Source organism: Paenibacillus taichungensis, from assembly GCF_047302525.1.
Classification (GTDB): Bacteria; Bacillota; Bacilli; order Paenibacillales; family Paenibacillaceae; genus Paenibacillus; species Paenibacillus taichungensis_B.
In genome coordinates this window covers 1,481,639-1,504,847 of sequence record NZ_CP168020.1, presented here as the reverse complement: position 1 = coordinate 1,504,847, position 23,209 = coordinate 1,481,639, and the positions used below count along the sequence as shown (strand labels likewise).

Genomic DNA, 23,209 nt, shown 5'->3' with positions numbered 1-23,209 from the left:
AATGGTTTATATAGCACCGCGCACTACCTATGGGGCATACTCCATCAGCCAGCAGTCTCTCATCTGTCCTTCGTGCAGCTCATGTTCTGGTAACAGTCTGACCTTCCTGAGACCACACTTCTCGTAACAGGATATGGCTCGTTCGTTCCATGATTGCGGGTCCATGACCACTTTCCGAGCTTGCTTTTCGTTGACTAGATAGCCCAACATGGATTTTACTAGTTGTGTACCAATACCGCGGTTCCAGTAATCAGCTTCTCCAATAAACTGATCTGTTCCATAGATGATTTCATCGGTGTCTCCATAACCATACTCATTCCGTTCTTCCTCCTCCAGTTCATAGAACTGGATATATCCGATCGGTTTACCTTCGTGTTCAACCATACAACGATGTGCCGTATCCTCTTGTCTATAAAAGTGCTCTCTGACCAAATTCAGATCATGCGGCTGATCACGGCCTTCGTAATATTGAAGTACTACTGGGTTAGACAACCATTGAACAAGGAGCTGTTCATCCTTTTCATCCAGTAAACGTACCGTAATCTCATTCGATTGATAGATTAGCATCACTCTGCATACTCCTTAATGATTTCCAGAGGCTCTCCTGAGACCCAGCTCAGGTCTTTGCCCAGTAATTTTTCCTGATGAACATAATAGATCATCGGTTGCCGAATCAGTTCTGCCTCCTCACCCAAAGGATGAATGGTAAAACGAACCTTGTACGTGCCCACTGCATCAGGTATGGAGAACCCTGCAAATTCAGTAATCGCTGTTGATGACTGCCTCTGTAACACTTGACGAAGAATCTCTTCCATTGCACCTGTGCTGCCGACGGAAGTAGGTCGAATAAATCGGTTGTCCTGTTTGTCATAAAAAGATATTGAACCCCAGCCATCTACAAGGGGATATATAGTGTGCTGACCTTTATCTGCTTTTGTGCGTGTAATGGCTAATTGCACCTCGTATTCATCCGTAGCTGTCTGCCGAATCGTCCCCTTCATGTTAACATCCTGCGCTGTAATGCTTGGAGCCAGATTATTATATACAATGAAAGCTGCTACAATAATAATCGCAATGCCTGTTAGCCAAAATATCGTACTTTTTCGCATGTATTCAACCCCCAAGCTGATTAACCGTAAGTCTGAAGTAATTCACTCTCCATTAGCTTCTGTGTAACGCTGTCCAGTTCCGGAGAAGCAGACCAATCACTATCTGTATTCAAACCATATTTTATCGTATGGATAACGCTATTAGCTGACATATATAAATTATGGTGTACTCCTGGTTGCACAATGATGTGCTCTCCTTCGCCCATAACTCTGATTTCAAGAGTCTGATCATTCGCAAAATTTGCATAAGCGATCCAACCAGACTGCACAACATAGAACTCGGTTATATGGTTATGAAAATGGCTATTTTGCCATGCTCCCTGAGATGAAGCTACCGTTCTACAATAATAACTTCCATCCTCTGAAACCATTTTGTATTTCCGTTCCCCGTTAGCCATCTGCTCGAAGCTGGTATTCACATTATCTGGTCCTAAATTTCGTTCTAAAGTTTCTCTATCCAAAACACAACCTCCAGATCTGAAATACAAAGTCAGGCATTCATATTTTATAATCTTTCTTTAACGCCTTATTGCATTCCAGATATATTTGTGCTCACGCACAGCAAGTCTCCCATCCCCCAGAAGAAAATCCCATATTAAACAACATTCGACACAGACAAGTCGATTTTCCTGTCCATAGGTTAACTTTTTTCTCACTAAAAGAGTTTTATCTATTCTCATCTTGTGCTTGTTAAAATTTGAAACGCTTCTCTCGTAGGCGCCGTATTAAGCTCGAAGTCGTATTTTGCCACTTGGATAAACCAATAGGATGTGGAGGTTGAATGAATGTCTTTTTTTAAGAAAATGTTAGCCAGTGTAGGTGTTGGAGCAGCCAAAGTAAATACAGAATTACATACACCTGAGGTTACGCCTGGAGGAATCATCTCTGGGATCGTGTACATCGAGGGTGGAGACGTGGAACAGAATGTAGACCGAATCTACCTTACGATCAAAACCCATTACATACGGGAGCACAATGATCGAAAAGTAAATGAAACTGCCGTTGTAGCTAAATACTTGCTTACCGAAGGTTTTATTTTACAGCCAGGCGCCAAACTGGAGAAGTCCTTCTCATTTGATCTACCAGAAAATCTTCCAATTACACTGCATCGTGCAGAGGTGTGGGTTGAAACTGGCCTCGATATCTCAAGCGCCATGGACCCCTCAGACAGGGACAGACTCCATGTAGTTCCTACAAAAAATATGAACACTGTGCTTGATGCGATTGATCTCCTTGGTTTCAAGCTGCGTGAAGTGACCAACGACTATGCTCCAAAGCTTGGTGGTAATCTTCCATTTGTACAGGAATTTGAATTCGTGCCAACGAGCAAGTTCCGTGGTTATTTGGATGAGCTGGAAGTACTGTTCTACCCGATGGGAGATTCACTGGAACTGTTGCTTCAGATCGACCGCCGCGCACGTGGACTCGGTGGCATTTTCTCGGAGGCGATGGGGACGGATGAGAGCTTTGTCCGACTGCATCTCTACGAGAGACACCTTGAACGTGGTGCGCATTCGGTCGCCCAAGGTCTGGAAGAAATCATCTCCAAGCATCTATAATCTATTAAAAATAGATCCAAAAACAAAAAACAGTTCTCCTACCAACTTTCATTGGTGTAGAACTGTTTTTTGACTATGTTTTTCTTTTATTAATAAACAATCAGGAACGCTGTGTCCAGCGCTGTATCCCCGATCGAAGTCCATAGTATGCAGCAGCAAACAAGAGAAATCCAACAGCAGCGATCAGAATGGAAGTAGTATCCCAACGGGCAATAGAGCCAAAAGCAACCTTGGACTGCAACGTGCTCGTAGATGAATCGGTGTTCATCATTTCAGGTGTATAATTCAGCGTCATTAACATTCCTTGAACGACATTCCAAGCCATAAAACCCAGTGTGAATAGCAAAGTTACCAATAGGGATTCCACACCTAATCGTTTGTTGATACTCATCATTTTGCCTCCTCATTTACGGTTTGACAGCACTTTGGAGATTATAACATTCACCACATCATCTGTTGTTTGGCCGTCCGTTTGAATGTACTCTTCAAAGCGTGCTCCATGGAATGCTTCGACACACTTAACCGCTTGTTTAAAAGTCCACCCATCAGACTTATCCCCGCGCTTCAACAATCTCTCATGTAATGTTTCCATGGATGTCATCAGGGTAAAATGAAAAAGCTCAGCGTCGAGCTCTTTCAGACCCCGATGGATGTAATTGAACTGCTCTGACTTGTAGATGGTCATCGGAATAATCAGATGTTTGTTATACTTCTGCCTGATTTCACGGGCGACTTTCACGGTAAGGACTTTCCACAGCTCCATATCCTGAAAATCGTCCGTTTTCTCCACTTCCATTCGGATATCATCCGCAATCACGTTTCTTAACATGTATCCAATCTCTTCAGGATCGTAGATCATGCTGTTCGGAATTAATGGCTGCAGCTTGGTTGCAGCAGAGGTTTTACCCGAGCCAAATGCTCCATTAATCATCACAATCATAGTGACATCCTCCTACGTGTCAGATTCAATTAGACAAGAGGTGCTCCAACTCCTGTTTCAGGCGATCTTTGTTCGTATCCACATATTGATAAAGGAGTTCAAACACCTCTTCATTATCCGATTGCATGCTTAAATTACCCGCTTCCAGCTCCACCCGTTGCAAAACCTCATGGATCTGTTGTCCATGCGTATTCAGGGTCGTCGTTACATCCTGCTCGGAGAGTGCATTCACATTCTCTCTTAATTGCACAGGCGTCACACCATTTTCGGATAACATATGCTGGATGTTCTTCAGAATCTCTGCATCTGCATCATTGCCTATGCGCTGCATTGCTTCCGTCGTTTCACCCAGAAACTGCCCACTCGCATTTTCAAGAAAACCAGTAATGCCACTCATAGACAGCTCTGTATCCAAGTCTACGATCAGGATGGTATCTCTCAATACTTGTGGAAGTTCACGTCCACACTCCCGAATGGTCGCAAATTCCGCACGATAAAGATCCATAGCAACACTCCCCACCACTTCTTCACCCGACATGCTTTCAAGCTGATCCAAGGGTAATAATTGCTGCAATTCTTCCTGTAATTTGTTCATCTCTCTGCCTCCTGTATCTCTCTCTATATAAGTTGGACGAATGATTTCACACGGGTCCACTATAACTAAACGCCTATACATCATAGCAGAATATATTATATAAGTTTATCCGATGTAAGTTTGCACCCAATTCACTTCCCTGCACACTTTACACGGAATATGGATAAAGTTAACCTGCACTTGACCTTTGGAAAATGATCCGCTGTTATGATCTTGTCATCAAGAGTCTTGGGAGGGGTTATGATGCGCCTGGCCTTGTTCACCGACACCTATGTTCCGGAAACCAATGGTGTTGCCGGTACGCTGCACCGCTTGAGTAATCACTTGAACCGCAAAGGCATTGAGCATCTGTTATTCACACCGCAGTCTGTTATTGAAGGCAATGATGCCGCTCCGCTCCGTTCGGTTACCAACATCCCCTTTTTCCTCTACCCGGAATGTCGTATTGCCTTACCTAATCGAGCATCCATTCATCGGGAGCTAAAGACTTTTCAGCCAGATTTGCTGCATATCGCCACTCCGTTCAATATGGGTCTTTTCGGTCTCAGATATGCGCTCAAGTATCAGCTTCCACATGTCATCTCCTACCATACTCACTTCGATCAGTACCTCGAATACTACAAGTTGAAAAGTGTCATTCCTCTCTACTGGAAGTATATCCAATGGTTCCACCGGGCCTGTGAAGCAACATTGACACCGTCTCAGGACACCTTAAACTCATTGCAATCGAAAGGTATTCAACGTCTGAAGTTATGGTCCCGCGGGATCGATTGCAGTCTGTATTCACCTGATAAACGAAGCTCCGATATGCGTACTCGCTACAACATAACGGCTCCTCTAATTTTACTCTACGTTGGACGAATTGCCCCGGAAAAAGATATCGCTACCCTCACCCTTGCCATGCAGCAGTTGCCAGAACATATGCAAGCCCGTGTACACTGGATCATTGTAGGCGATGGACCATTGCTCCCCAAAATGCGTATGCAATCCCCACCCAATGTCACCTTTACAGGGTATCTGCATGGTGAAGAGCTTGCTGCTATGTATGCTTCGGCAGATCTCTTTGTGTTTCCTTCCTCAACAGAAACATTTGGCAATGTGGTGCTGGAAGCGATGGCTTCGGGATTGCCGGTTCTCGCTGCGAATGGTGGAGGTGTAAAAGACTTGGTCACACATCATCGAAGCGGTGTTCTGTTCGAGCCGGGTAATGCGGATGCATTGATTCGGGAGATATGCCTCTGGGAAGATCATATGGATCAACTGAGGAATATGGGCTTTGAAGGCCGAAAACTTGCTGAGCAGCGTTCGTGGGATCACATTTTTGACAGGTTAGTCGGAGATTATGAGGAAGCCATTGAGAATCGGAGAAGACGCACAAAAGATCGAATCATCACAGCTTGATTTTCATTAAATAAACCGAATTGAATAATGGATGATCACTGCTGCTCCAAGACCCACCTGTTGAAGTTTGGATATTCATATCCATCATCCTTCCAAAGAGAGAATTTATATTCAATACGAGGTATTAAAAAAGAGCGGGGATGGTTAATATCCTCGCTCTTTATAACAGTCGCCTACAGACGTTAAACGTATAGCTTTTTCGATCAGAGATAGGTCCCTTTCCCGGTCAAGACGTCTAACATTACACAACGGGTTCAAAGGATATCGTATCTTGCATGATGCTCCATTCTACCCTTGGTTTAGCCGTTGCCCCTTCTCCATTCAGGACATTCCCGATCCATATCTCGTCGGTCTCCTGATTTTGCAAAAAGTGCCGGATCGCAGCTTTAATCAGAATGGATGTATGTAAATCCAGCAGCTCATCCAAAGGAACCCAAAATAAATCCCCTTCATCTGATGGAATAAAGGCTCGATGTGTCGTCTCACCAAAATATACAAACTGCTGCCGAACTTCACCGTCACTATACTGCAACAGCACATATCGAAGACGGAAATTATCAATTTCCGCTTGCTTGAACCCCGTCTCTTCTTCAATCTCCCGGTAACTGGCGGTCATTGGTGAGTTAAGCTCGCCGTGCTCCAGATGCCCGCCAATACCACCCCAGAACTCAAAATCGAACAGCCTACTGCCTGCCTTCTTCATCATTAACATGTCGTTGCCATTACTCAAAAATGCCGTAGCCATTTGTCTGATCTCCATGTGCACCTACCTCACTGTTCTGTTATGTAATGTAATGTTGTGTTGTTTGAATCTAATCTGACGATCTCCCCTTAGAGCAGGCCTTTTAATTCACCAAGATGCTCAATAGCATGTAATGGTTTGGTTGTAATGCTGTCCTGCCAAGGCTGATTGACCTTCATCCAAATCGTGCTCATGCCTACTTTTGCCGCTCCTTCAACATCATTGACGGGATGATCTCCAATGTAGATACACTGCTCGGGAGAGAGGTTGAAATGATCCAATGCCAATTTGAAAATACGAGGATCGGGCTTTTTGACTCCAGCCTCTTCTGAAACGATAATATGATCAAAATCATCCCTGATGCCGAGTTGATCAATTTTTCCGTATTGAATCTCAGTTTTACCATTGGTGATTAAACCTGTTTTATATTTTCCTCTTAGATGCTGCACCACTTCTCGCGCTTGCTCCATCAGAACAGCACTTTTCACATACTCTCTGCCATAGAATTCCATAAGCTCCACGTGAGGTGGATTCTCAGCCCAAGGTAATTCATGGAGCAGCTCGTTGAACAACACGCCTTTGTCCTTGTAACCGTCCTCATCCAGCTCAATAATTCGTTTAAGAATATCATCAGTAGTCTGAAGATGAGCAAAGTAAGTGTTGATCAAGCTCTGGCTGAAGCCTTCAAAGGTACTTGTTCTGTTGAGAATCGTATTGTCCAGATCAAAAATAATCGCTTTAATATGATCCATCGTCATGCTCCTCCTGTCTGGTCTGTAAAACGTTCTTTCCTCAATAGTTGCTCCAGTTTCCGATTGGTTTCGGCCTGCTCTTGAATTAACCGTTTCGTATTACTTTCTATGCTGATGAGTGTGACCGTCATAATAATTACACAAATGATCCCAATAAACCCCATAATACTACTCACCTCTAACGTAATGTTTATTGTATTCTGTTAGATGCGACTACCATGAATTATAAACATGCAAACCCAACCATAGATTAGACCAGGGCTGGGTTTACCTTGTAAAACTCATTTTCATTTCTTCTTTTTGTGATAATGGTAGCCTGTGCAAAGGCCCTTTTGTTTGGATTTCGCGGAACAATTATGTCCACCATTTTTGTCCAGTCTGCCTGGATGGGCATAAGCTGAAGAAGATACACCAATAAGTACGACAAGAGACAAGATTACTATGACAGCCTTTTTCATAAGTCACCCTTCGATCACACCCTATGCTTTAGGGCTTAATTCATCCTCCATCATTCTACATGAAAACCCATAATTAGGATATCCTTATTACTCCAAACTTTGCTTATTCTATGATTTTAAACTTCCTCAACGCATGTGTGATGCCATCCTCACTTGCTCGCAGCGTGACATAGTCAGCACTTTTTTTGACGCGCTCTCCTCCGTTTCCCATCGCAATTCCAAGACCCACGTACTCTAGCAAATCAATATCATTTTCACCATCGCCAAAAGCCATTGCTTCCTCTTTCGATATATTCAGGTGGGCGAGCACTTTCCCTGCCGCTATCGATTTGGATACTTCATTCTCTTCCAGTACGTTAGACACGTAAGGATGAAACCTCACGAATTTTAATGCTGGAAATCTGGAATGGAATTTCTCCGCTTCGGCTTGATCGGCATATAAACAAATGCAATACACTTCCTGTTCCAAAGAACTGATGCTCAATGGGTACCCCATCAGACTGAGCGTATCTCTCAATGCATCGGTGACACGTACATCCGCTGTGCATAAACCATTCATTTCGAATGACTCTGTAAAATAAGAAATACTGCTGCCGTTCAGCTCGGCAAATTCACTGATTTCTCTAACCATTCGTGTAGAAAGCACCGATTTATGTATCACTTCTTCACCACTCTTGATCAATGCCCCGTTAGCCGAAATCATGGTATCAATCCCGAGTTTTCTGAAATCTCGGCATAAATTGTACGGTCTGCCAGTGACCAGCACGACCTCTATGCCCCTATGAACCAATTTTCGAATGGAATCCTCTGTACTTGGAGAGAGACTTCGATCCTTCTCACTGAGTAGCGTACCGTCCACGTCCATAAATACGATTTTAATCAAAGGAACACCTCCTAAGCTATGTTAATTGAGCATCCACCTTCAATACAAAAGGCAAGTGCACAGTTAACTTAGTAGTCTTCCTGCACTTGCCTTTACATTATCGGGTCTGGATGTTCTGACTCCGCTCCATATACCACAACTGAAACGCCTCTACGGCTTCAAGCGGAATATCGTTTAGCGTGTGATGCAGGACAGGTTTGGCCCGATTCACGGTTTGAATCGAAGCAACTCCAAACCAGCGTTGCAGCAGATTCCGGGTGATCTGTACCTCAATGACTTTCTCCCGCTTGGAGATGTATAGTGTTGAGGTTAATGCACCGGTTCGCAACTGGATAAAGTTCTGATTCAGGACGTATCGTGTATGGAGAAAATCAGTTATTCTGCATATGACGATCCACAGTAACAGAATAGCGGAAATCATCCACCATGCCTGATTCTGTCCCAGAATCACCGGTTTGAAATAAAACAGTAACCCCGTTGCAATGATCCACACCCAGCCTGGTGTCAGCATGCGCAGCCATAATGATTTGCGTGGAAGCTTCTGCATCTCTTGCGTAACCTGATAGGATGGCAAAATCTCCGAGATCATATCGTAAGCTTGCTTAACAGGTAGGAAAGGATAGAGCGAGTTAACTTCCTGGTCGGATTCTCCAACACCACCTGCTGTCGTCAGTTCTACTTCTGCTAATCCTAGCAGTCTTTTCATCGGAGACTGTGTGATTTTCACCGCCTGGACTCGTTCTTTCAGGATCGAAAATGCGCTCTGTTCCAACATACCCTTCGTAATGTAGATACGTTTGCGATCAGAGGAGATTTGGAAATCACCATACTTCACAAAGGTTCTGACAATACCTAGCATAATGGAAACAGCAATAAGACCTGTGATGATCAATGCGGTAATCCACCAGGTATCCAGCCATGTCAATAGGATGCTCTCCGTCACTTTTTCATCGGGAAAGAAATCTTTCACCGACGAATAGAGCGATCCCAGAATTGGAATAAGTACCAGAAAGCTGAGCGAGGTAAACGAAGCTTTGAATATATCTTTTCGAGTGGACTTGTAATGTACAATCCGTTCAAGCTCCTCTTTTACAGGTAGTTGAATATCTTCCAGTGTTACGTGTTCAGGTCGCGTCACTGGTTCTTCGTTTGGTTCTACAGCATCACTTGCGACATTCGCTTCCGACATATGTCCCGCTACTACCTTTTCAAGCCGATCCGATTCCGAAAGCGAAACGACTTGCAACTGAAAAGTAGCATCTTCTCCCTTTATACCCGTCTCAAAACGAATGGATGTGACTTTGAACAAACGATGAAACAGCGACGTATGCCGGTTCACGTTCTGAATTTTGGTATAGGGTATCGTTCTTCTTGTGCGATTGAACACCCCACTGTAGATCTGAAAAGCCTTATCATCTGCGGTATAACGTAGAGTAAACCAGCTCCAGATGATACTTATCACACTAAACGCGATAGCCACATAAAATGCGATTCTGCCATACATAATCCACGTGGACGCCGTGCCATGACGAAGAATAAATAAAAAAACGATAAATGCGAAAGAATTTTTCACCAGTTTCCACAAACTCCAGAGCATGGCTAACGGATGTTGTCTTTTCATCTCGTTCATTCATCCACCTCGTTAATCCTTGCATAAGACGCAATCTGATTACGCAGTTCAAGCGCCACTTCTTCTGGCAACGCCGGGATCGTATGAGATGAACCCATCGTGCCAACCGATACAGAATATAGGCCATATTTTCTCAAAAGGGGACCTTGGTTCGTCGTGACGGATTGTACTTTGGCCATGGGAATGATCTGATGTACCTTTTTCAAAGCGCCGTGTTTCAATTGCAAGAACTCCTCATTCGCATCGTAATACCAATGCTTGTATAACAATGAAGGCCGGATAAAAACCTCCCACACCGCATACAGCACTGATATGGCAGTCACTCCCCACAGCAACCAACCAATCCACGCCCTCCATCCAAAGACGGAATCCAGAATCAGCAGTGCTGCAAGCACAATCAACCCTATTCCGTTCGATATAATCGCACTGATTCTCCATATGGTTATGGCATCCGGCGATAAACGTTGCTCGGGTGTACTCTGTATGTACTGCATATCTTCACTCCTTTTTCTTACTGTACGAAGAATAGTCCTCTATCGATGCAGAAAGATTGACTTAGTAAAAGAGATGACCCCTGTTCAGTACAGGTCGTCATCTCTTAGTCATTTATTGCAGCAAAATCCTTCACATTACATAACCACACCATATGGTCCGTGCCTTCACCCCAGTAGTTCTTTGCCACGGCATAGGGTTCTCCAAACTTCCGCTGCCATTTCTTCTGGGCTATCCGGTATCCACTATCCAGGCAAAATTGCGTAATCTCACTTCTCTGAAGTTCAGTAGCCAAAGCATGAATGAGAGCAGAGCCAATTCCCTGACCCTGAACCTCTGGTAGAACGTAGAGACTACCCAATTCCCCTACGTAGTTCAGTTGGTGGTCTGTGCATTCTTTAATCTCCTCACCGCAAGGTCCATAGGAAATGGTACCAACGACGGTATCTTCCCTTTTGGCCAGCAAGAAGAAAACATTCGATTCCTGTTTGTTGTCAGGATGCAAAGCTAAGTAAAGCATCGCTTTTTTGTGTTCAATTTCATCGCGTATGTCTTCGTGCAGGGAACCCAGCCCTTCCTGTGTAAATGCATTCGTTATGGATGTCTCGAATACCCGCCAGGCACCCTCCATATCCGATGCTGTTAAAGGTTGAATGGTAATCAGGTGACTCATATGACCGTCTCTCCGTTTCAATAGATATATAAATTAAACCAAAGAATATTTACACTTGCCACTCCGATGACAGAACAACCTTCCGATCGCTGTTATCCCCAGATTTTTTTGATTCCTATTTTCAAAGGGTAAAATCCGGGTATAAAGGCGAACGCTTCGCTTCTTTAGGTTTTTTCTGTCCTCTCCGTTATCGTGTAATTTTTTGTTGAACCTATATAGTAAACTGACTTACCGAAGGTAACCTGTAATCTTCTGTGTCAGTCCGTATGACTTTGAATCAGTTTCCTCACTCGGTTTGCATCCTCTATGGGTATGCTGTATCCTACGTGGGTATCCTCATGGTTAACCAGAAGGGCTGACTGCTTGGGATCTTTGCCTATGGAAAAATCATACTTCGTTAAGGAGCCATCTGCATCTGTTAAGTTCATCTTGTACTCCACGCTATAATCAAGACTTCCCGCTATGCGCTCCGCTTTGTTTATAGCCTCAATTACGATTCCAATCTCAACCGGATCTTTGAATTCCACATCTTCACACGCTTCAATCGTGAAGTTGGGATTGCAGGTTAATGTAATGAGTGAAGGTAGCACTTCTTTCGGATTAGAATTAGTTCCATTTGAAGGATTGCAGCCTGCTAGTAGCACTACGAAGAGACCTAAGAGAATCCCTGCTTTTTTCATTAGCATATATACCTCCCGATTCTTACTTAGAACATGAGCGTAAACTCTCTATGTAATCATCAGTATTTAGCTCTAGATGCTTATGCTCGCATGCTGCAGCTCGGTGTCCCATTCTTGGAGCAGTACTTTTAAACGCTGGGCGGTATCGGTCACGAAAGCACTTATCTTTACGTCCATAATGAATTTGGGAACTATAACCTATGTTCAAGCCTGCACTCGCTCTGTTTGAATCCTCACAAATAACTGCTCCAAATCCGTATGAAGATCCGGCTGTTCGTTAACGAGCAGGCTTATGTATTCCGACCCGCATTCATAGAAAACAAGACGATTAAACGGAGATGAATCCCCCATATGATTGATTTCCAGTCCAAATTTCTCCCGTATTCGATTCTCCAGATAGCGCGCGTAACCTTCGTTCCATTCCAGCCAGTTGAAGTACTCCCCTTGTTCTTCACTCAAAGAGCTGAACAGGGCTACTCTCGCCTCTTTCACTTGCAAGAGATCCTTACTCTTCAAGGCTGACAGCAGCGAAGTAATCCGCTGGACAACCATCTCATTGTCATAAGGAAACTCATAATCCAGTTCCCATGTTACACGTTTGATTTGCTCCATCTTACGTTTGATCTCAAGACGGTCACCCATGTCGGTATACTGCTCATTTACGTAACAATGGACAAACTCATGAAAGAGGTAGACTTTCTGCTCAAAATTTTGGAACGCCGCATCCGTCACCACTGCGCACATCCGCCCATCCATGTGATGCACCGGGAACGCTGCAAGGCATTCATCGGGAATATTCAGGTCATCCGGGACGGTTTTTACCCATTCATATTGCTTCGTCTTGGACGAATAATCATAGATATATAATAAAGTTTCAAATGCCACAACCACGGGATAATGCTCTGCGAATAAGGGATGTATACTGACCAAATCTTTTTGAAGCTCCTGCAATTCGTTGATTTGCTCTAAAAAAGTATCCATTTCATTTACCCTCTCTTTAGTTGAATGATGATTTAATCATATCAATAGAGCAACAATAAAACACTGAGAGAAAAATGATAATTCTATTGTTGAGTGATATTTCTACAGCTTAGAACCGTTCTCCTCGTTTCTCATATAGATAAATGTCCAACGCCTGAATCCCGCGTTTAGCAAGTTTGATAAATAAAATGAGGGCATATACACCCAAACCGAATAACACCAAGTTAAATAAAACTGCGAATGTTGAAATGAATGAAAAGCTCATCACAATTCCTCCTTTTTTATCAATGTACTGAATTCATAATTCATATGATCATCATGATTTATTAATAAACTAACTTATTAATTCATCAACCTATTTTAGCATATTTTACCTCCATTCACTTTCTCCAATCAAATTCCTCATTCTTGATAGAGAGAATTTTAATCATTAAAATCAAAAAATCTTCCCCCGAACATCCGGCAGGAAGACTCTACTTAAGACTTATTTTATTGGATACGTTCACCGCTTACCACATGCCAGTGTTGATGCTTCGAATCCTGGTAAGTGCCCAGGTTAGTTACGATTTTGGAAGAACCCGTCTGGACAACCATGTCCGCAGCAACCTTTTTGATAACGCGCATAATTTCCAATAATAGTTCATCATTATTATCTTCTTCCTGTGAAATGAATGATTGGATATGGATCTTTGGAATAACAACAATATGATGCTTGTAGTATGGTCGGGTATGATGATAAGCCAGCACCTTGTCTGTTTCCATAACGATATTTACTTTGGTATTACCACTAAGCACTTCATCACAATAAAAATCCTGTGTCATATACGATCCCCTTTCATTACTTAGTCAATATATCCCGCTTTTTTCAGCACATATTCCGTGAACGGATTAATCTCTGGGATTGGCATACTCAGATCAAAATAACGCAGTTCCAGTCCTTCATCATCCATGACCGTTGGCTCGCCCTGAATTTCAGTAGCTTCATAGACTGCCATGACATTATATACTTCATCTCCATGCGGATACTTGTAATACATGTCCTGACCTGAGAAAACGGTAATGAGTTTATATGCACCCGCTCTCAGTCCAGCTTCCTCATATAATTCACGGGCAGCAGCTTCCTCCAAAGATTCTCCCGGTTCCAATGATCCGCCAAGGGTTCCCCAATCCAGACTATCTGTACGTCTTTGCAACAGCAGATGGCCCTGCTCATTGAAGACCAACACACATGAACCAGCCATGATTAGAGGGCGTGAACCCACCAGCTTTCTCAACTCCATGATATATCCCATAAAGATTTTCCCCCGTCTGTAATCAGATAAGTTCAACAACGTGTCTCTAAGACTTGGATTTAGTCAAGATTCCCTTGTCTACGGAATTTTGGATAATCTGCTGTGCGTACGTCCACAATGTTTCGGAACCGTTCTCAATCTCACGATTTCTATTTAACACCTGTTCACTTGTAATATTGTATTTCTGCCACGTATCTCCCTCATTCTGATGATTGTGGATCAACGGCTGCAACCGATCCATCGACGAGGCAAACTGCGCTTCATTGGTCTCCTTTGCCTCAAACTCCAGCCACAGATTCAACAGTTCTTGGGCCTGTTCCTCAGGTAAAATCCCAAATAGTCGATGCGCAGCCTTGATCTCTCGGTCATATTTATCCGCATGCCCTACCGTATCGTAGGCAAATGTATCTCCGGCATCGATCTCAACGAGGTCATGAACGAGAAGCATCTTAATGACTTTGAGAATATCCACCTCCTTGTTGGAATGGCTCTGCAAAATCAAAGCCATCATCGCCAGATGCCAGGAATGCTCCGCATCATTTTCGAGTCTGTCGCCATGGATGATTCTCGTTTTTCGTTCAATCGTTTTCAGTTTATCAATCTCAATTAGAAATTGAATCTGCTCCTGCAATGATTCGTTCATTTAAGTCTCCTCCGGATTATAGAATTCATGCTTATTAAGCTCGCTAATCATCAGTTCATTCCCTCCTGAACGACACTCAAAAAATAATCACGATGATCCGGATGACAGGCAATCAGATATGGCTCTGAATTCATACCTTCAAAGGGATTACCCTCAAAATCCATAACGATGGCACCTGCTTCCTTCGCCATTAATATGCCTGAATACAAATCGTCTCCTTCCGAATTGTAGAGCACAATGCCGTCAATATCCCCCTTAGCTAACATGCACCACTGTAAGGTTGGAGCCCATAATCGCATCATTCGTTTGAAACGAACATCCGATGTTGACGTAGTCGTACAGCCTTCTCCTCATTTTGCACCAGATGCCGCAGAGCGGATGATATGTGATGAAATTAGCATTAGTTTTCCCGATCATGAGATCCATAGTGAAGAGCGGGGGCATAACGGACAGACCTGAATCCAGCCAATGGTCCCTTTATGAATATACTCATTCTTTTGGACTTTCATGGGGTTCAGATTACAGCTTGCCCCATTCCCACGTGATGCCACAAACAAACGATCCACCAGAGGTTCGTAAATAACCCCGAGAACGGGTTCTGAACGATACATTAATGTAATGGAAACGGAAAATATCGGTAGACCAATGGCAAAGTTGTTTGTTCCGTCCAACGGATCAATCATCCACAGCCAGCCACTCGGGCTAAACGAATGGCTTGTTCGATGACCCTCACTCCGTTCGGTTACTTGATCCGTGTTTTCCTTTTTCTTTTATTATTAAAGCGCTCATTTTATGCAAATTTCATAGATTCGAGTCTCTTCATCATCAAGCAGATATCCTTTACCGATATACGCCCAGTTATTTTTTTCATAATAGTCCGTCAAATCCGTACATAAATACAGCTTGTCGTAGCCCTTTGTCTTCACCTCATTAATCGCATGATTCTGTAGTTGCCCACCCAGATTCTGGCCCCAGTATTCTGGATCAACATGAAGGCATGCAAACCACGGAAATAGATCCTGGCGGCTATTCAAATCACTTCGTAACAGAGCATATCCTCCAACAATCCTGTCTCCATCCAACAGTACATAAAATCGGGGCACATCACTCTCGGTTTCCACTGAACGCTCTATGCAATCCCGGTAAAAATGATAGCTTGATTCCGAGCCCCACTGCTTCCAAAAATATTGTACAGCTGCCTGCAGCATGTCCGGCTTTTGCCGAATATCAACAATCTCAAACATCACAATCTACCTTCCTTATTATGTTCTTGTATATTTTTGTGGTAATAACTTCCCAATCGTTGTTTTAGAATAACCCTCTTCTCCCTGCAAAATGACCTTTGTGTCCTTCCCATAATCACTAATCAGTTCTCTGCAAATACCGCAAGGAGATACTACATCTAACTGGATTTCCGCTCCGTTCGTTGCATCATTGGGATCAACTTCGGGATGTCTTACGGCCACGATCGTTTCGAATTCATGTTCCCCTTCCGAAATGGCTTTACCGATGGCAATCGCTTCCGCGCATACCGAGACACGACCGATATAGGCTTCCAGATGTACCGCCGCAAATATTTTTCCAGATCGAGTTCGTACTGCTGCCCCGACGTGATGCTTACCCTCCTGATACAAACGCGAAATTACGTTCTTTGCTGCTTCAATCAGTTCCAAATCTTCTGTCGTTATGGTCATCATGATGTCTCCTTTTATTGATAGATCCTGTATTATGCTGTTTCGCACCTGCCCTTTAAGCTTTGCTCTGCTCAACCTTGTCCTTCATCGCTTTCCACGTCCATGCTCCAAACCAGATTCCGCCAAACCTTTTATTTCGTTCAACATGTACTTCGCATAATCCAGAAGCAAATCATCACTTAAATTCACGCTTTCCAGCTCCCCGTTATACTTTGCTAGACATTGTGAAATGACTTCCTTGTATTTCGGTAAAATATGAATAAGTGCCCAATCGCCTGCTTCTCGCTTGGAGTATATTACTGAATCTTCCACATACAATAGAACCCGTGCTAGGTTCAAAACATAGTAGACAGGATTCTCCGTTATTTCTTCCATAGCTGAACCAACGTCAGATGTAATAGAGGCCAACATATATTCACGATTTACGGGCTGGAATAACTCCTTAATAGGTTTGCCAACAAGCACAATTCCACGGTCAACAATAACGGCCAGATGTGCTACCAGATCCGGATCTTCGTATCCACCGCAAAGATATTGATCATCATTTCTATACTTTTCCCGGTGATACGCGGAATAATGAAATTCAAATGGAGTCGGAAACGTCAGTTTAGCAACCGTAGACTCCAAAACAATACTAAGTTCAAATCCTGTGACAATATGCATTTCATCTTCGATGAGCATCAATCTCTTCGCAATCCTTCGATAGGTATCAGCAGACAGCTGCTCCCGGCATACCACCAGTATATCGATATCGCTTTGATTAGGAAGGAAGCACCCCATAGCCATGGACCCGTGCAAATAAATTCCTACCAGGGAATCCGAACATTCTTCTTTTAACAAAAGGGTAACTGTATGTAGTACTGCCTGTTCATCCACCTAAATCCACTCCTTCATTTACGTTACGTATCCAACTTCACTTTCATTTCCTCCACAAAAACAGCCGTTCCTCGTATTCTGACATCCATGTCCTGTCCATCTCTGACCACGCTAACATGAACTTTCCCATCTCTGCCAACCTCATGCCCTTGCTCCACAACAAAATGAGCCTGATCAATCTCAGAATTCATATACTCCAGATAATAGGCACCCATCACACCGGATGCTGTTCCCGTAACCGGATCTTCCGTAGTACCCGAAAAAGGCGAGGAAAAATGTCTGGCATGCATTAGAGCATCTGAATCGCGGGTTTCCAGAGTAAAGGGATGCAAAGAAGCTTTCGGATTTTCAACTAATATCTCAGGAAATAGAGAAGAATCCGGTTTCATTTGTTGGAAAGAAGTCAGTTTACGAATCGGTATCAACAAAGTCCAGGTGCCTGTACTTCCATAGACGATGGGTATGGATAGATCAATATCATCCGTGGTTAGATTAATGGAATTTGCCAGCTTCTCTATGTCACCTTGGAATGGCATGAAACGGGGTTGATCCTGCTTCATCTCAATGTTGATCGTATCGCCATCCTGCTGGAACTGAATCGGCAATATGCCTACATTAGTCTCAATGGTAATCGACTGCTTATCCTCCAGTAGCCCTCTAGTCTTTAACCCATACATGGATGCCATTGTTGCATGGCCACACAGATTAATCTCATGACCCGGTGTGAAATATCGTAATCTAACATCTGCTACCTCGGAACTTATCACGAAGACCGTTTCATTAAAGCCAACTTTATGCGCAATCTGTTGCATCACTTCCTCACTGAGCGAATCGGCATGAAAGACGGCTCCAGCCGGATTTCCTTTACCAGGAACCGTCGAAAAAGCATCATAATGATATACAGTGATCACACTCATTGTAGACCCACCTTATTTTTAGTTTATACAACGTGCCTCGCCATAGGACTCTACCACTTCACCATCGATAACAATTCCGCCACCATCTTTGCAAGCATAGATTGTTGTAGAGTTGTCTCGCGCGTAATCTCTTAATGAATCCAAAACTTCTTCCGTTCCATCCCAGTGCGGTGAAAATTCAAAATCAACGAGCGCCAGAGCCTGCTTATCCATTAATCCAACATGGTTCTCGTCTGCATCTTCGCCATATCCGGCCATTTCAATCGTCGGTGTAGTTAGAATACTGCCTGCGCTAACTCCAATCAGAATGCCGCCTTTATGCACATAGGAACGCAACAATTCCATTGCATTTCTCTTCTGCAATAAACTTAGAAAATAAAATGTATTCCCTCCAGATAAATGAATCGCGTCGGTTTCAAATATGGTATTAAATCTGTTTTCCTCGTATTCTAGGTCGAGATCATAATAATCAATTGTTTGGATTCCCAGTTGATTATAGTAACGTCTCGTATGCTCGAAATATCTTCTATCCGGGTCAGAACACGAAGGTACATAACCGATGGAAGGCTGGTCAGAGTTGAACAAGCTCAATATTCTCTGATTTAGTTCGTGGTTAGATTCGAAATATAAATCACTTAACAAGACCAACTTGGTCATCTGAACCCCTCCCTCTTCGTTCACTAAACTCTTTTTCTAAAATGGAGAAGAAATATTGATCCGTCCATTGATTGTTCCACCAAAGTTCTTCCTTGAACACGGCTTCCCGTGTCATACCCACATGCTGCATCAACGCAGCCGATCGGACATTCTGAGCATTGCACATACCTATCAGTTTATGGACGTGTAACCCGTTGAATGCAAATTCTAATAAAAGATTCGTAGCCTCACTTCCGTAGCCCTCCCCTACATAATTCGGAAGCAGCGCGAATCCGAGTTCCCAGCTTTTTCTATGATCCACATAGCTCCACATTTGGATAAGACCAATTGGTTCACCTTCTGGATCTTCCAAACGACGAATAATAAAATCATAGGCATACGGTTTTTCATCCGTAGTGAAAAAATGACTACGATATTTATCGCGAACTTTCTCAGTATCCGTTTCAACGTTCTCCTCGAAACTCCATATACTCGCATCACATTCAAGTTTGCTTATAAAGTCGAGGTCCTGTTCTGTGACAGGTATTATTCTTATCTTCTGTCCCGCGAACTCCATTTCAAATACTCTCCTTTGTTTGTTTAGGCCGTCGTTCCCATAGGACTATTGCATCTGCCCATTAATATATCTTCTATGACTTGAAGATGCATCTTGAGCCCACAATTCCAACTCGATTCTACTAACCAAAAACTGATCTTGAACCTTGATGAAAGGAAACATTTTTCCTTCAAAGAAACCCGATGCCGCGAAACTTCCTTGTTCGGCCTTAATAATGTCCATCACCTGTTCTTTAGTCATACTCAGATACTCCGCCGTTTCTTGGATCGTCATTAATGTTTTGTTATTGTTCGGCACATCCTGTTCCACTGCCTGAGTCGATTCACTAGCTCTCCCCTGATTGGATAGCAACAGGCAACCAACTATGAACGATATTCCCAAAATGACACTGGCTAGTAAAATGGAGAATGGAATGGATTTCATGGAATCCCTACCTTCTATTTTTGTATTACAGATCTCTAATCGTGTAATGCCCTGCTTCACCTAGAAAGTCACTTCGGGTTAACCCCTGCTCTCCAAGAAAAGCTCTATAACTTGTTATCGTACCATCATGTGAAATGATAAAAGTTCTTCCGCTCTGCTCTCTGCACCATTGAATTAGGTGTCCAGCATAAGCCTCAAATAGATGTTCTTCCATTCGATTAATCCCATCCAACCAGCAATCAAGTTCAAAATCAAGAATTCGCAGCCCCGTATACTGAGCATTTAATTCATCTTTCGAATAGATATGATCACAGCGCAGAACGGAGAACTCCGGATTTTGAGGGAACATTCTCGGGCCAACGAGTGGACAGACTATCAGTTTATCGCTTGATGTTAAGAGGAATGCCGTTTCTATCGTTCGTTTCGTAGGACTCACCAAAACTATGTCTTCCGGTAAGATTTTAATCTGCTTTCGCAATGCAGTCGCCTGCCTCTTTCCTTGTTCAGTAAGTCCCGGATGCAACTGGTTTAGCTGATGAGGATATTGAAGCAAATGTTCAGCATGACCATGACGAATAAATGTGATATCCACAAGCTCCTCCTATTTCTGAACGTAATGCTTAAGGCTATCTATGTCACGCTGACTACTCCAGATCCTTTTTTTAAAACACCGGATCAACCTCCATAATTTTAACTGCATCTAGGTTTACTTTGCCGACCAGCCAGAGGACAACCCCTCCACAAATCCATTAACAAACGATGGAATAAAAAGTACAATTAACAAAGTTAAACTCCCTATACCCCATCTAATCCATGTTTTGCGTTTGCTTCTTACACCTACGATGAACAATATAGCGGTAATGAAGATTAGTGTTGCCTCAAGAAATAACATGAAAATAAACCTCCGTTATGTATTGTATTGCCGTGCTAAGAAATCTCGTACTTGTACTTTGTATCTCAAAGTGAAATTTTCAGGATCTTATCCAGTTCCTCCTGGCAAACAGCGCGGTTATATTCCGAATTGTCCAGCCAGTGTTTGTCCATCTTCAGTAACTGATAAATCTCGGTCTCCAACTCTTTTCTTGCCTGAAGAACTTTCACGGTGCCTTCAACACCGTGATATCCTTTCGCGAGTCCCCATCCTTGATTTGTGTAATATTGTATGAATCCATCTGACCATTCCTTGGGTCTTTCCTGGATTGCTTTGTCAAAGGTATGTGCAAGATCCTCTTGATGAATATAGATTAGGAGCGGATTCAATGGTTGAACGATGCGCTCCAATTCCAAAACATATTGCACGTTTTCTTCTCTGGATTGATTGTATTTCACCAAACCTATGGTCAGTGGATTTTGAATAAAACAACATTCAAATATGGTGATGGAATCATCAGCCGTACTTATCACGCTTTCGGTAAAACTCCGCCATTTTTCGGTGATCAGCTTCACATTTTGTTCAAAAGGCAGTTCATAAATATCTTTGCTGAATATCTCCTGCACCACATAATCGGGGAAATCCACTCCAAATCCCTCTTTCATTTTGCGATAAGGAATCAGGAAACCATCCTGATAGGCTGTAGCTTTACTCTCCAATATATGTTTACACGCCCCGTGAGCATCCACCATAGACCTGAACTCTTCCGCAGAATAAAAGGCCACACCATCATAATCAGCAGGGTGATCCAGATTCCCTTCCTGGATTAGTCTCACCTTTTTGCCCTGCTCAATCAGAATCTCGGATACCATCTTGGCAATCGTCGACTTTCCTGAACCCGGTAATCCTTCAATAAGTATCAATTGATTTGTCATGATTTCATCACCCTTAACTTCATTTCATTCAGTTGTTGTTAATCGATGTCTGCAAAAATCCATTTCGCAGCATCGCCATCCGCTTTCTTTTTCCAAAACACCATGCTAGAGCTGGCCTCCTCCTCGTTCTCTCTTAATTCAGTAACCATCACAAGTGCTTCATAAAGCTTCTTTTGCTCTCGAATGTTGATATCGCTCATAGAGATGATCTTGCGAACTTTAAAACCTGAAAATCCTGAAACTGGCATGCCTGAGACTGGCGATTGTGGATCAAAAAGGCTCATATAGCTCTTCTCATCCTCTTCCCACATATAACGCATACGAGCGTTCATCAGTTTGACGATTTCCAGTTCATCACCTGTATACTTCGTTTCATCAAGATAGACAGGAGGAATGCCTTTGTCTTCTTTGGGTGCTTTGGGTGCTTCTGATTCGTCGTCCTTCTGCTCGATTAAATCATCAGTAACGCTTTCCGTCACTGGAATCGTTGGTTTCTGCACAGCTTCATGGGTTGTTTTATCCTGACAGGCAATTAAGAACAGAAATAATAACGACAACACGGTTAACTTTTTCATATCCAAGCCTCCAACATATGCACAACTTCGCCAAGATCTTTGCACTCATAATCCGGTGTAATCTGTTGTGGTTTGAGTTTTCCTTTTCGATTCAACCAGATAGCCTTAATTCCCGCATTTTGCGCTCCTTGTACATCACTGACGAGAGAATCCCCTATATGGATCACCTCATCTCGCTGCAAACCATACCTCTTGATCGCTTCATCAAACATCTCTGACCTTGGCTTATAAGATCGAACATCCTCGCTGGTAATTACTCCGGCCACTTCAATGTTATGTGCCTTCATTGCGGCTTTCACGTCATCAGTATCGATATTGGAAAGGATATATACCGGAACTTCAAGAGAATGAAGAAAGTGAATTGAATCAGCAAATATGCCCGGGTTACGCCAATGAGCTAACTGTTCCTGATTAAGCGACTCAGCCTGTAGATCCGATTTGAAATGGAGAAGCGTTTCTGCCAGAGATTGCACATTCAGCATTCTTTGCGTGGTAAACTGGCTGCCGTGGCTTGCATAAAACAATGTTGAAAAAGCCTTCCACCAATAAGCACCGATCTCATCCGTTGTACATTCCACCTGCGCTGTCGCTTGAACTTGTTTATAAATCACGGGAAGAATATCATCATCTTCATGAACAACTGTCCCATAGAAATCAAGGAAAATGGCTTTCATTCTATTCCTCCCACTGGAATACTCTCAATCCCGAAAAACTTCCTATGTATGTTAAATTTTCTCTGTAGGTACATCATAACCCATAATGTGGAATTTGCGAATGAACCAAATAACGAAATATCCGCCCCTCCTTACGGATTCTGCTCAACACAAAACCACGCTGCTCTGCATATTTGCATCATACAAAATCGTGGTATGTCG

34 protein-coding genes and 1 pseudogene are annotated in these 23,209 nt (G+C 43.1%); 2 read left to right on the top strand and 33 right to left on the bottom strand.

Annotated elements, in window-relative coordinates; genetic code table 11:
• Positions 1-27 precede the first annotated feature (27 nt).
• From ACDJ58_RS07045 to ACDJ58_RS07035, 3 genes are read right to left on the bottom strand one after another with little or no spacing between them, the layout of a single operon-like run.
• Positions 28-567 carry a GNAT family N-acetyltransferase gene (locus tag ACDJ58_RS07045; RefSeq protein WP_413379531.1) on the bottom strand — a complete coding sequence of 180 codons (540 nt, stop codon included), beginning with the start codon at positions 565-567 and terminating at the stop codon, positions 28-30.
• Positions 567-1,109: a hypothetical protein gene (locus ACDJ58_RS07040; protein ID WP_413376661.1), complete on the bottom strand. Its 543-nt coding sequence runs from the start codon at positions 1,107-1,109 to the stop codon at positions 567-569. The genes ACDJ58_RS07045 and ACDJ58_RS07040 overlap by 1 nt, the downstream gene beginning before the upstream one ends.
• Positions 1,110-1,129: 20 nt before the next feature.
• Positions 1,130-1,570 (bottom strand): cupin domain-containing protein, encoded by a 441-nt coding sequence (locus ACDJ58_RS07035; RefSeq protein WP_413376659.1) that lies wholly within the window; start codon positions 1,568-1,570, stop codon positions 1,130-1,132.
• Positions 1,571-1,894: 324 nt separating this feature from the next.
• Between ACDJ58_RS07035 and ACDJ58_RS07030 the strand changes: the two genes are divergently transcribed.
• Entirely contained in the window at positions 1,895-2,668 is a 774-nt protein-coding gene (locus ACDJ58_RS07030; RefSeq protein WP_413376657.1) for a sporulation protein, read from the top strand.
• Positions 2,669-2,768: 100 nt separating this feature from the next.
• On the opposite strand, the gene ACDJ58_RS07025 is transcribed toward ACDJ58_RS07030, so the two are convergent.
• Genes ACDJ58_RS07025 through ACDJ58_RS07015 form a run of 3 tightly spaced genes read right to left on the bottom strand, consistent with a single transcriptional unit; the run spans position 2,769 to position 4,203 of the window.
• Positions 2,769-3,062 (bottom strand): hypothetical protein, encoded by a 294-nt coding sequence (locus ACDJ58_RS07025; protein WP_413376655.1) that lies wholly within the window; start codon positions 3,060-3,062, stop codon positions 2,769-2,771.
• A 9-nt stretch (positions 3,063-3,071) separates the two neighbouring features.
• Complete coding sequence (locus tag ACDJ58_RS07020) at positions 3,072-3,608, bottom strand: AAA family ATPase (RefSeq protein ID WP_413376653.1); 537 nt, start codon at positions 3,606-3,608, stop codon at positions 3,072-3,074.
• Positions 3,609-3,633: 25 nt separating this feature from the next.
• Positions 3,634-4,203 carry a DUF4375 domain-containing protein gene (locus ACDJ58_RS07015; RefSeq protein ID WP_413376651.1) on the bottom strand — a complete coding sequence of 190 codons (570 nt, stop codon included), beginning with the start codon at positions 4,201-4,203 and terminating at the stop codon, positions 3,634-3,636.
• Between the two features lie 240 nt (positions 4,204-4,443).
• Between ACDJ58_RS07015 and ACDJ58_RS07010 the strand changes: the two genes are divergently transcribed.
• Positions 4,444-5,604, top strand: coding sequence for a glycosyltransferase family 4 protein (locus tag ACDJ58_RS07010; RefSeq protein WP_413376649.1), 1,161 nt, complete (start codon positions 4,444-4,446; stop codon positions 5,602-5,604).
• A gap of 241 nt (positions 5,605-5,845) precedes the next feature.
• Here ACDJ58_RS07010 and ACDJ58_RS07005 read toward each other — a convergent pair whose 3' ends face one another.
• From ACDJ58_RS07005 to ACDJ58_RS06875, 27 genes and pseudogenes are all read right to left on the bottom strand, one after another.
• Positions 5,846-6,349 (bottom strand): NUDIX domain-containing protein, encoded by a 504-nt coding sequence (locus ACDJ58_RS07005; protein ID WP_413376647.1) that lies wholly within the window; start codon positions 6,347-6,349, stop codon positions 5,846-5,848.
• Between the two features lie 86 nt (positions 6,350-6,435).
• On the bottom strand, positions 6,436-7,098 hold the full coding sequence (locus tag ACDJ58_RS07000; protein ID WP_413376645.1) for an HAD family hydrolase: 663 nt from the start codon (positions 7,096-7,098) through the stop codon (positions 6,436-6,438).
• Positions 7,099-7,100: 2 nt separating this feature from the next.
• Complete coding sequence (locus ACDJ58_RS06995; protein WP_413376643.1) at positions 7,101-7,262, bottom strand: hypothetical protein; 162 nt, start codon at positions 7,260-7,262, stop codon at positions 7,101-7,103.
• A 123-nt stretch (positions 7,263-7,385) separates the two neighbouring features.
• Entirely contained in the window at positions 7,386-7,556 is a 171-nt protein-coding gene (locus tag ACDJ58_RS06990) for a YHYH domain-containing protein (RefSeq protein ID WP_310852392.1), read from the bottom strand.
• A 103-nt stretch (positions 7,557-7,659) separates the two neighbouring features.
• Entirely contained in the window at positions 7,660-8,439 is a 780-nt protein-coding gene (locus ACDJ58_RS06985; RefSeq protein WP_413376641.1) for a Cof-type HAD-IIB family hydrolase, read from the bottom strand.
• Positions 8,440-8,536: 97 nt separating this feature from the next.
• Positions 8,537-10,069 carry a PH domain-containing protein gene (locus tag ACDJ58_RS06980; protein ID WP_413376639.1) on the bottom strand — a complete coding sequence of 511 codons (1,533 nt, stop codon included), beginning with the start codon at positions 10,067-10,069 and terminating at the stop codon, positions 8,537-8,539.
• Positions 10,066-10,563: a PH domain-containing protein gene (locus tag ACDJ58_RS06975; protein WP_413376637.1), complete on the bottom strand. Its 498-nt coding sequence runs from the start codon at positions 10,561-10,563 to the stop codon at positions 10,066-10,068. Before ACDJ58_RS06975 ends, ACDJ58_RS06980 begins: the two co-directional genes overlap by 4 nt.
• 104 nt (positions 10,564-10,667) lie before the next feature.
• Positions 10,668-11,234, bottom strand: a complete 567-nt coding sequence (locus ACDJ58_RS06970; protein ID WP_413376635.1) for a GNAT family N-acetyltransferase — start codon at positions 11,232-11,234, stop codon at positions 10,668-10,670.
• A gap of 257 nt (positions 11,235-11,491) precedes the next feature.
• A complete protein-coding gene (locus ACDJ58_RS06965) occupies positions 11,492-11,914 on the bottom strand; it encodes a hypothetical protein (protein WP_143806577.1) in 423 nt (140 codons plus the stop codon).
• Between the two features lie 204 nt (positions 11,915-12,118).
• On the bottom strand, positions 12,119-12,895 hold the full coding sequence (locus ACDJ58_RS06960) for a hypothetical protein (protein WP_413376633.1): 777 nt from the start codon (positions 12,893-12,895) through the stop codon (positions 12,119-12,121).
• 109 nt (positions 12,896-13,004) lie between these two features.
• Entirely contained in the window at positions 13,005-13,160 is a 156-nt protein-coding gene (locus ACDJ58_RS06955) for a hypothetical protein (RefSeq protein ID WP_162491041.1), read from the bottom strand.
• Between the two features lie 224 nt (positions 13,161-13,384).
• Positions 13,385-13,717 (bottom strand): HIT domain-containing protein, encoded by a 333-nt coding sequence (locus tag ACDJ58_RS06950; RefSeq protein WP_163754937.1) that lies wholly within the window; start codon positions 13,715-13,717, stop codon positions 13,385-13,387.
• A gap of 20 nt (positions 13,718-13,737) precedes the next feature.
• Positions 13,738-14,187, bottom strand: coding sequence for an NUDIX hydrolase (locus tag ACDJ58_RS06945; RefSeq protein WP_413376630.1), 450 nt, complete (start codon positions 14,185-14,187; stop codon positions 13,738-13,740).
• A gap of 46 nt (positions 14,188-14,233) precedes the next feature.
• Entirely contained in the window at positions 14,234-14,830 is a 597-nt protein-coding gene (locus ACDJ58_RS06940) for an HD domain-containing protein (RefSeq protein ID WP_413376628.1), read from the bottom strand.
• Positions 14,831-14,880: 50 nt separating this feature from the next.
• Positions 14,881-15,528: pseudogene (locus tag ACDJ58_RS06935) on the bottom strand (inositol monophosphatase family protein); the annotation flags it as partial.
• Between the two features lie 87 nt (positions 15,529-15,615).
• Positions 15,616-16,074: a GNAT family N-acetyltransferase gene (locus tag ACDJ58_RS06930; protein ID WP_413376626.1), complete on the bottom strand. Its 459-nt coding sequence runs from the start codon at positions 16,072-16,074 to the stop codon at positions 15,616-15,618.
• A gap of 18 nt (positions 16,075-16,092) precedes the next feature.
• Positions 16,093-16,527 carry a cytidine deaminase gene (locus tag ACDJ58_RS06925; protein ID WP_413376624.1) on the bottom strand — a complete coding sequence of 145 codons (435 nt, stop codon included), beginning with the start codon at positions 16,525-16,527 and terminating at the stop codon, positions 16,093-16,095.
• A gap of 81 nt (positions 16,528-16,608) precedes the next feature.
• On the bottom strand, positions 16,609-17,400 hold the full coding sequence (locus tag ACDJ58_RS06920) for an aminoglycoside adenylyltransferase domain-containing protein (protein ID WP_413376622.1): 792 nt from the start codon (positions 17,398-17,400) through the stop codon (positions 16,609-16,611).
• A 23-nt stretch (positions 17,401-17,423) separates the two neighbouring features.
• The gene (locus tag ACDJ58_RS06915; protein WP_413376620.1) at positions 17,424-18,317 is read right to left on the bottom strand and encodes a PhzF family phenazine biosynthesis protein; all 894 of its coding nucleotides are present in this window, start codon (positions 18,315-18,317) and stop codon (positions 17,424-17,426) included.
• Between the two features lie 18 nt (positions 18,318-18,335).
• Positions 18,336-18,974, bottom strand: a complete 639-nt coding sequence (locus tag ACDJ58_RS06910) for a Type 1 glutamine amidotransferase-like domain-containing protein (protein ID WP_413376618.1) — start codon at positions 18,972-18,974, stop codon at positions 18,336-18,338.
• Entirely contained in the window at positions 18,949-19,530 is a 582-nt protein-coding gene (locus tag ACDJ58_RS06905; RefSeq protein ID WP_413376616.1) for a GNAT family N-acetyltransferase, read from the bottom strand. The genes ACDJ58_RS06910 and ACDJ58_RS06905 overlap by 26 nt, the downstream gene beginning before the upstream one ends.
• 45 nt (positions 19,531-19,575) lie before the next feature.
• Positions 19,576-19,953, bottom strand: a complete 378-nt coding sequence (locus ACDJ58_RS06900; protein WP_413376613.1) for a hypothetical protein — start codon at positions 19,951-19,953, stop codon at positions 19,576-19,578.
• Between the two features lie 25 nt (positions 19,954-19,978).
• Positions 19,979-20,545 carry a histidine phosphatase family protein gene (locus tag ACDJ58_RS06895; RefSeq protein WP_413376611.1) on the bottom strand — a complete coding sequence of 189 codons (567 nt, stop codon included), beginning with the start codon at positions 20,543-20,545 and terminating at the stop codon, positions 19,979-19,981.
• A 114-nt stretch (positions 20,546-20,659) separates the two neighbouring features.
• Positions 20,660-20,845 carry a hypothetical protein gene (locus ACDJ58_RS06890; RefSeq protein ID WP_413376609.1) on the bottom strand — a complete coding sequence of 62 codons (186 nt, stop codon included), beginning with the start codon at positions 20,843-20,845 and terminating at the stop codon, positions 20,660-20,662.
• Between the two features lie 65 nt (positions 20,846-20,910).
• The gene (locus ACDJ58_RS06885; RefSeq protein ID WP_413376607.1) at positions 20,911-21,759 is read right to left on the bottom strand and encodes an adenylyl-sulfate kinase; all 849 of its coding nucleotides are present in this window, start codon (positions 21,757-21,759) and stop codon (positions 20,911-20,913) included.
• A 38-nt stretch (positions 21,760-21,797) separates the two neighbouring features.
• Positions 21,798-22,334 (bottom strand): hypothetical protein, encoded by a 537-nt coding sequence (locus ACDJ58_RS06880; RefSeq protein ID WP_413376605.1) that lies wholly within the window; start codon positions 22,332-22,334, stop codon positions 21,798-21,800.
• Positions 22,331-23,008: an HAD family hydrolase gene (locus tag ACDJ58_RS06875; RefSeq protein ID WP_413376603.1), complete on the bottom strand. Its 678-nt coding sequence runs from the start codon at positions 23,006-23,008 to the stop codon at positions 22,331-22,333. The genes ACDJ58_RS06880 and ACDJ58_RS06875 overlap by 4 nt, the downstream gene beginning before the upstream one ends.
• Positions 23,009-23,209 lie beyond the last annotated feature (201 nt).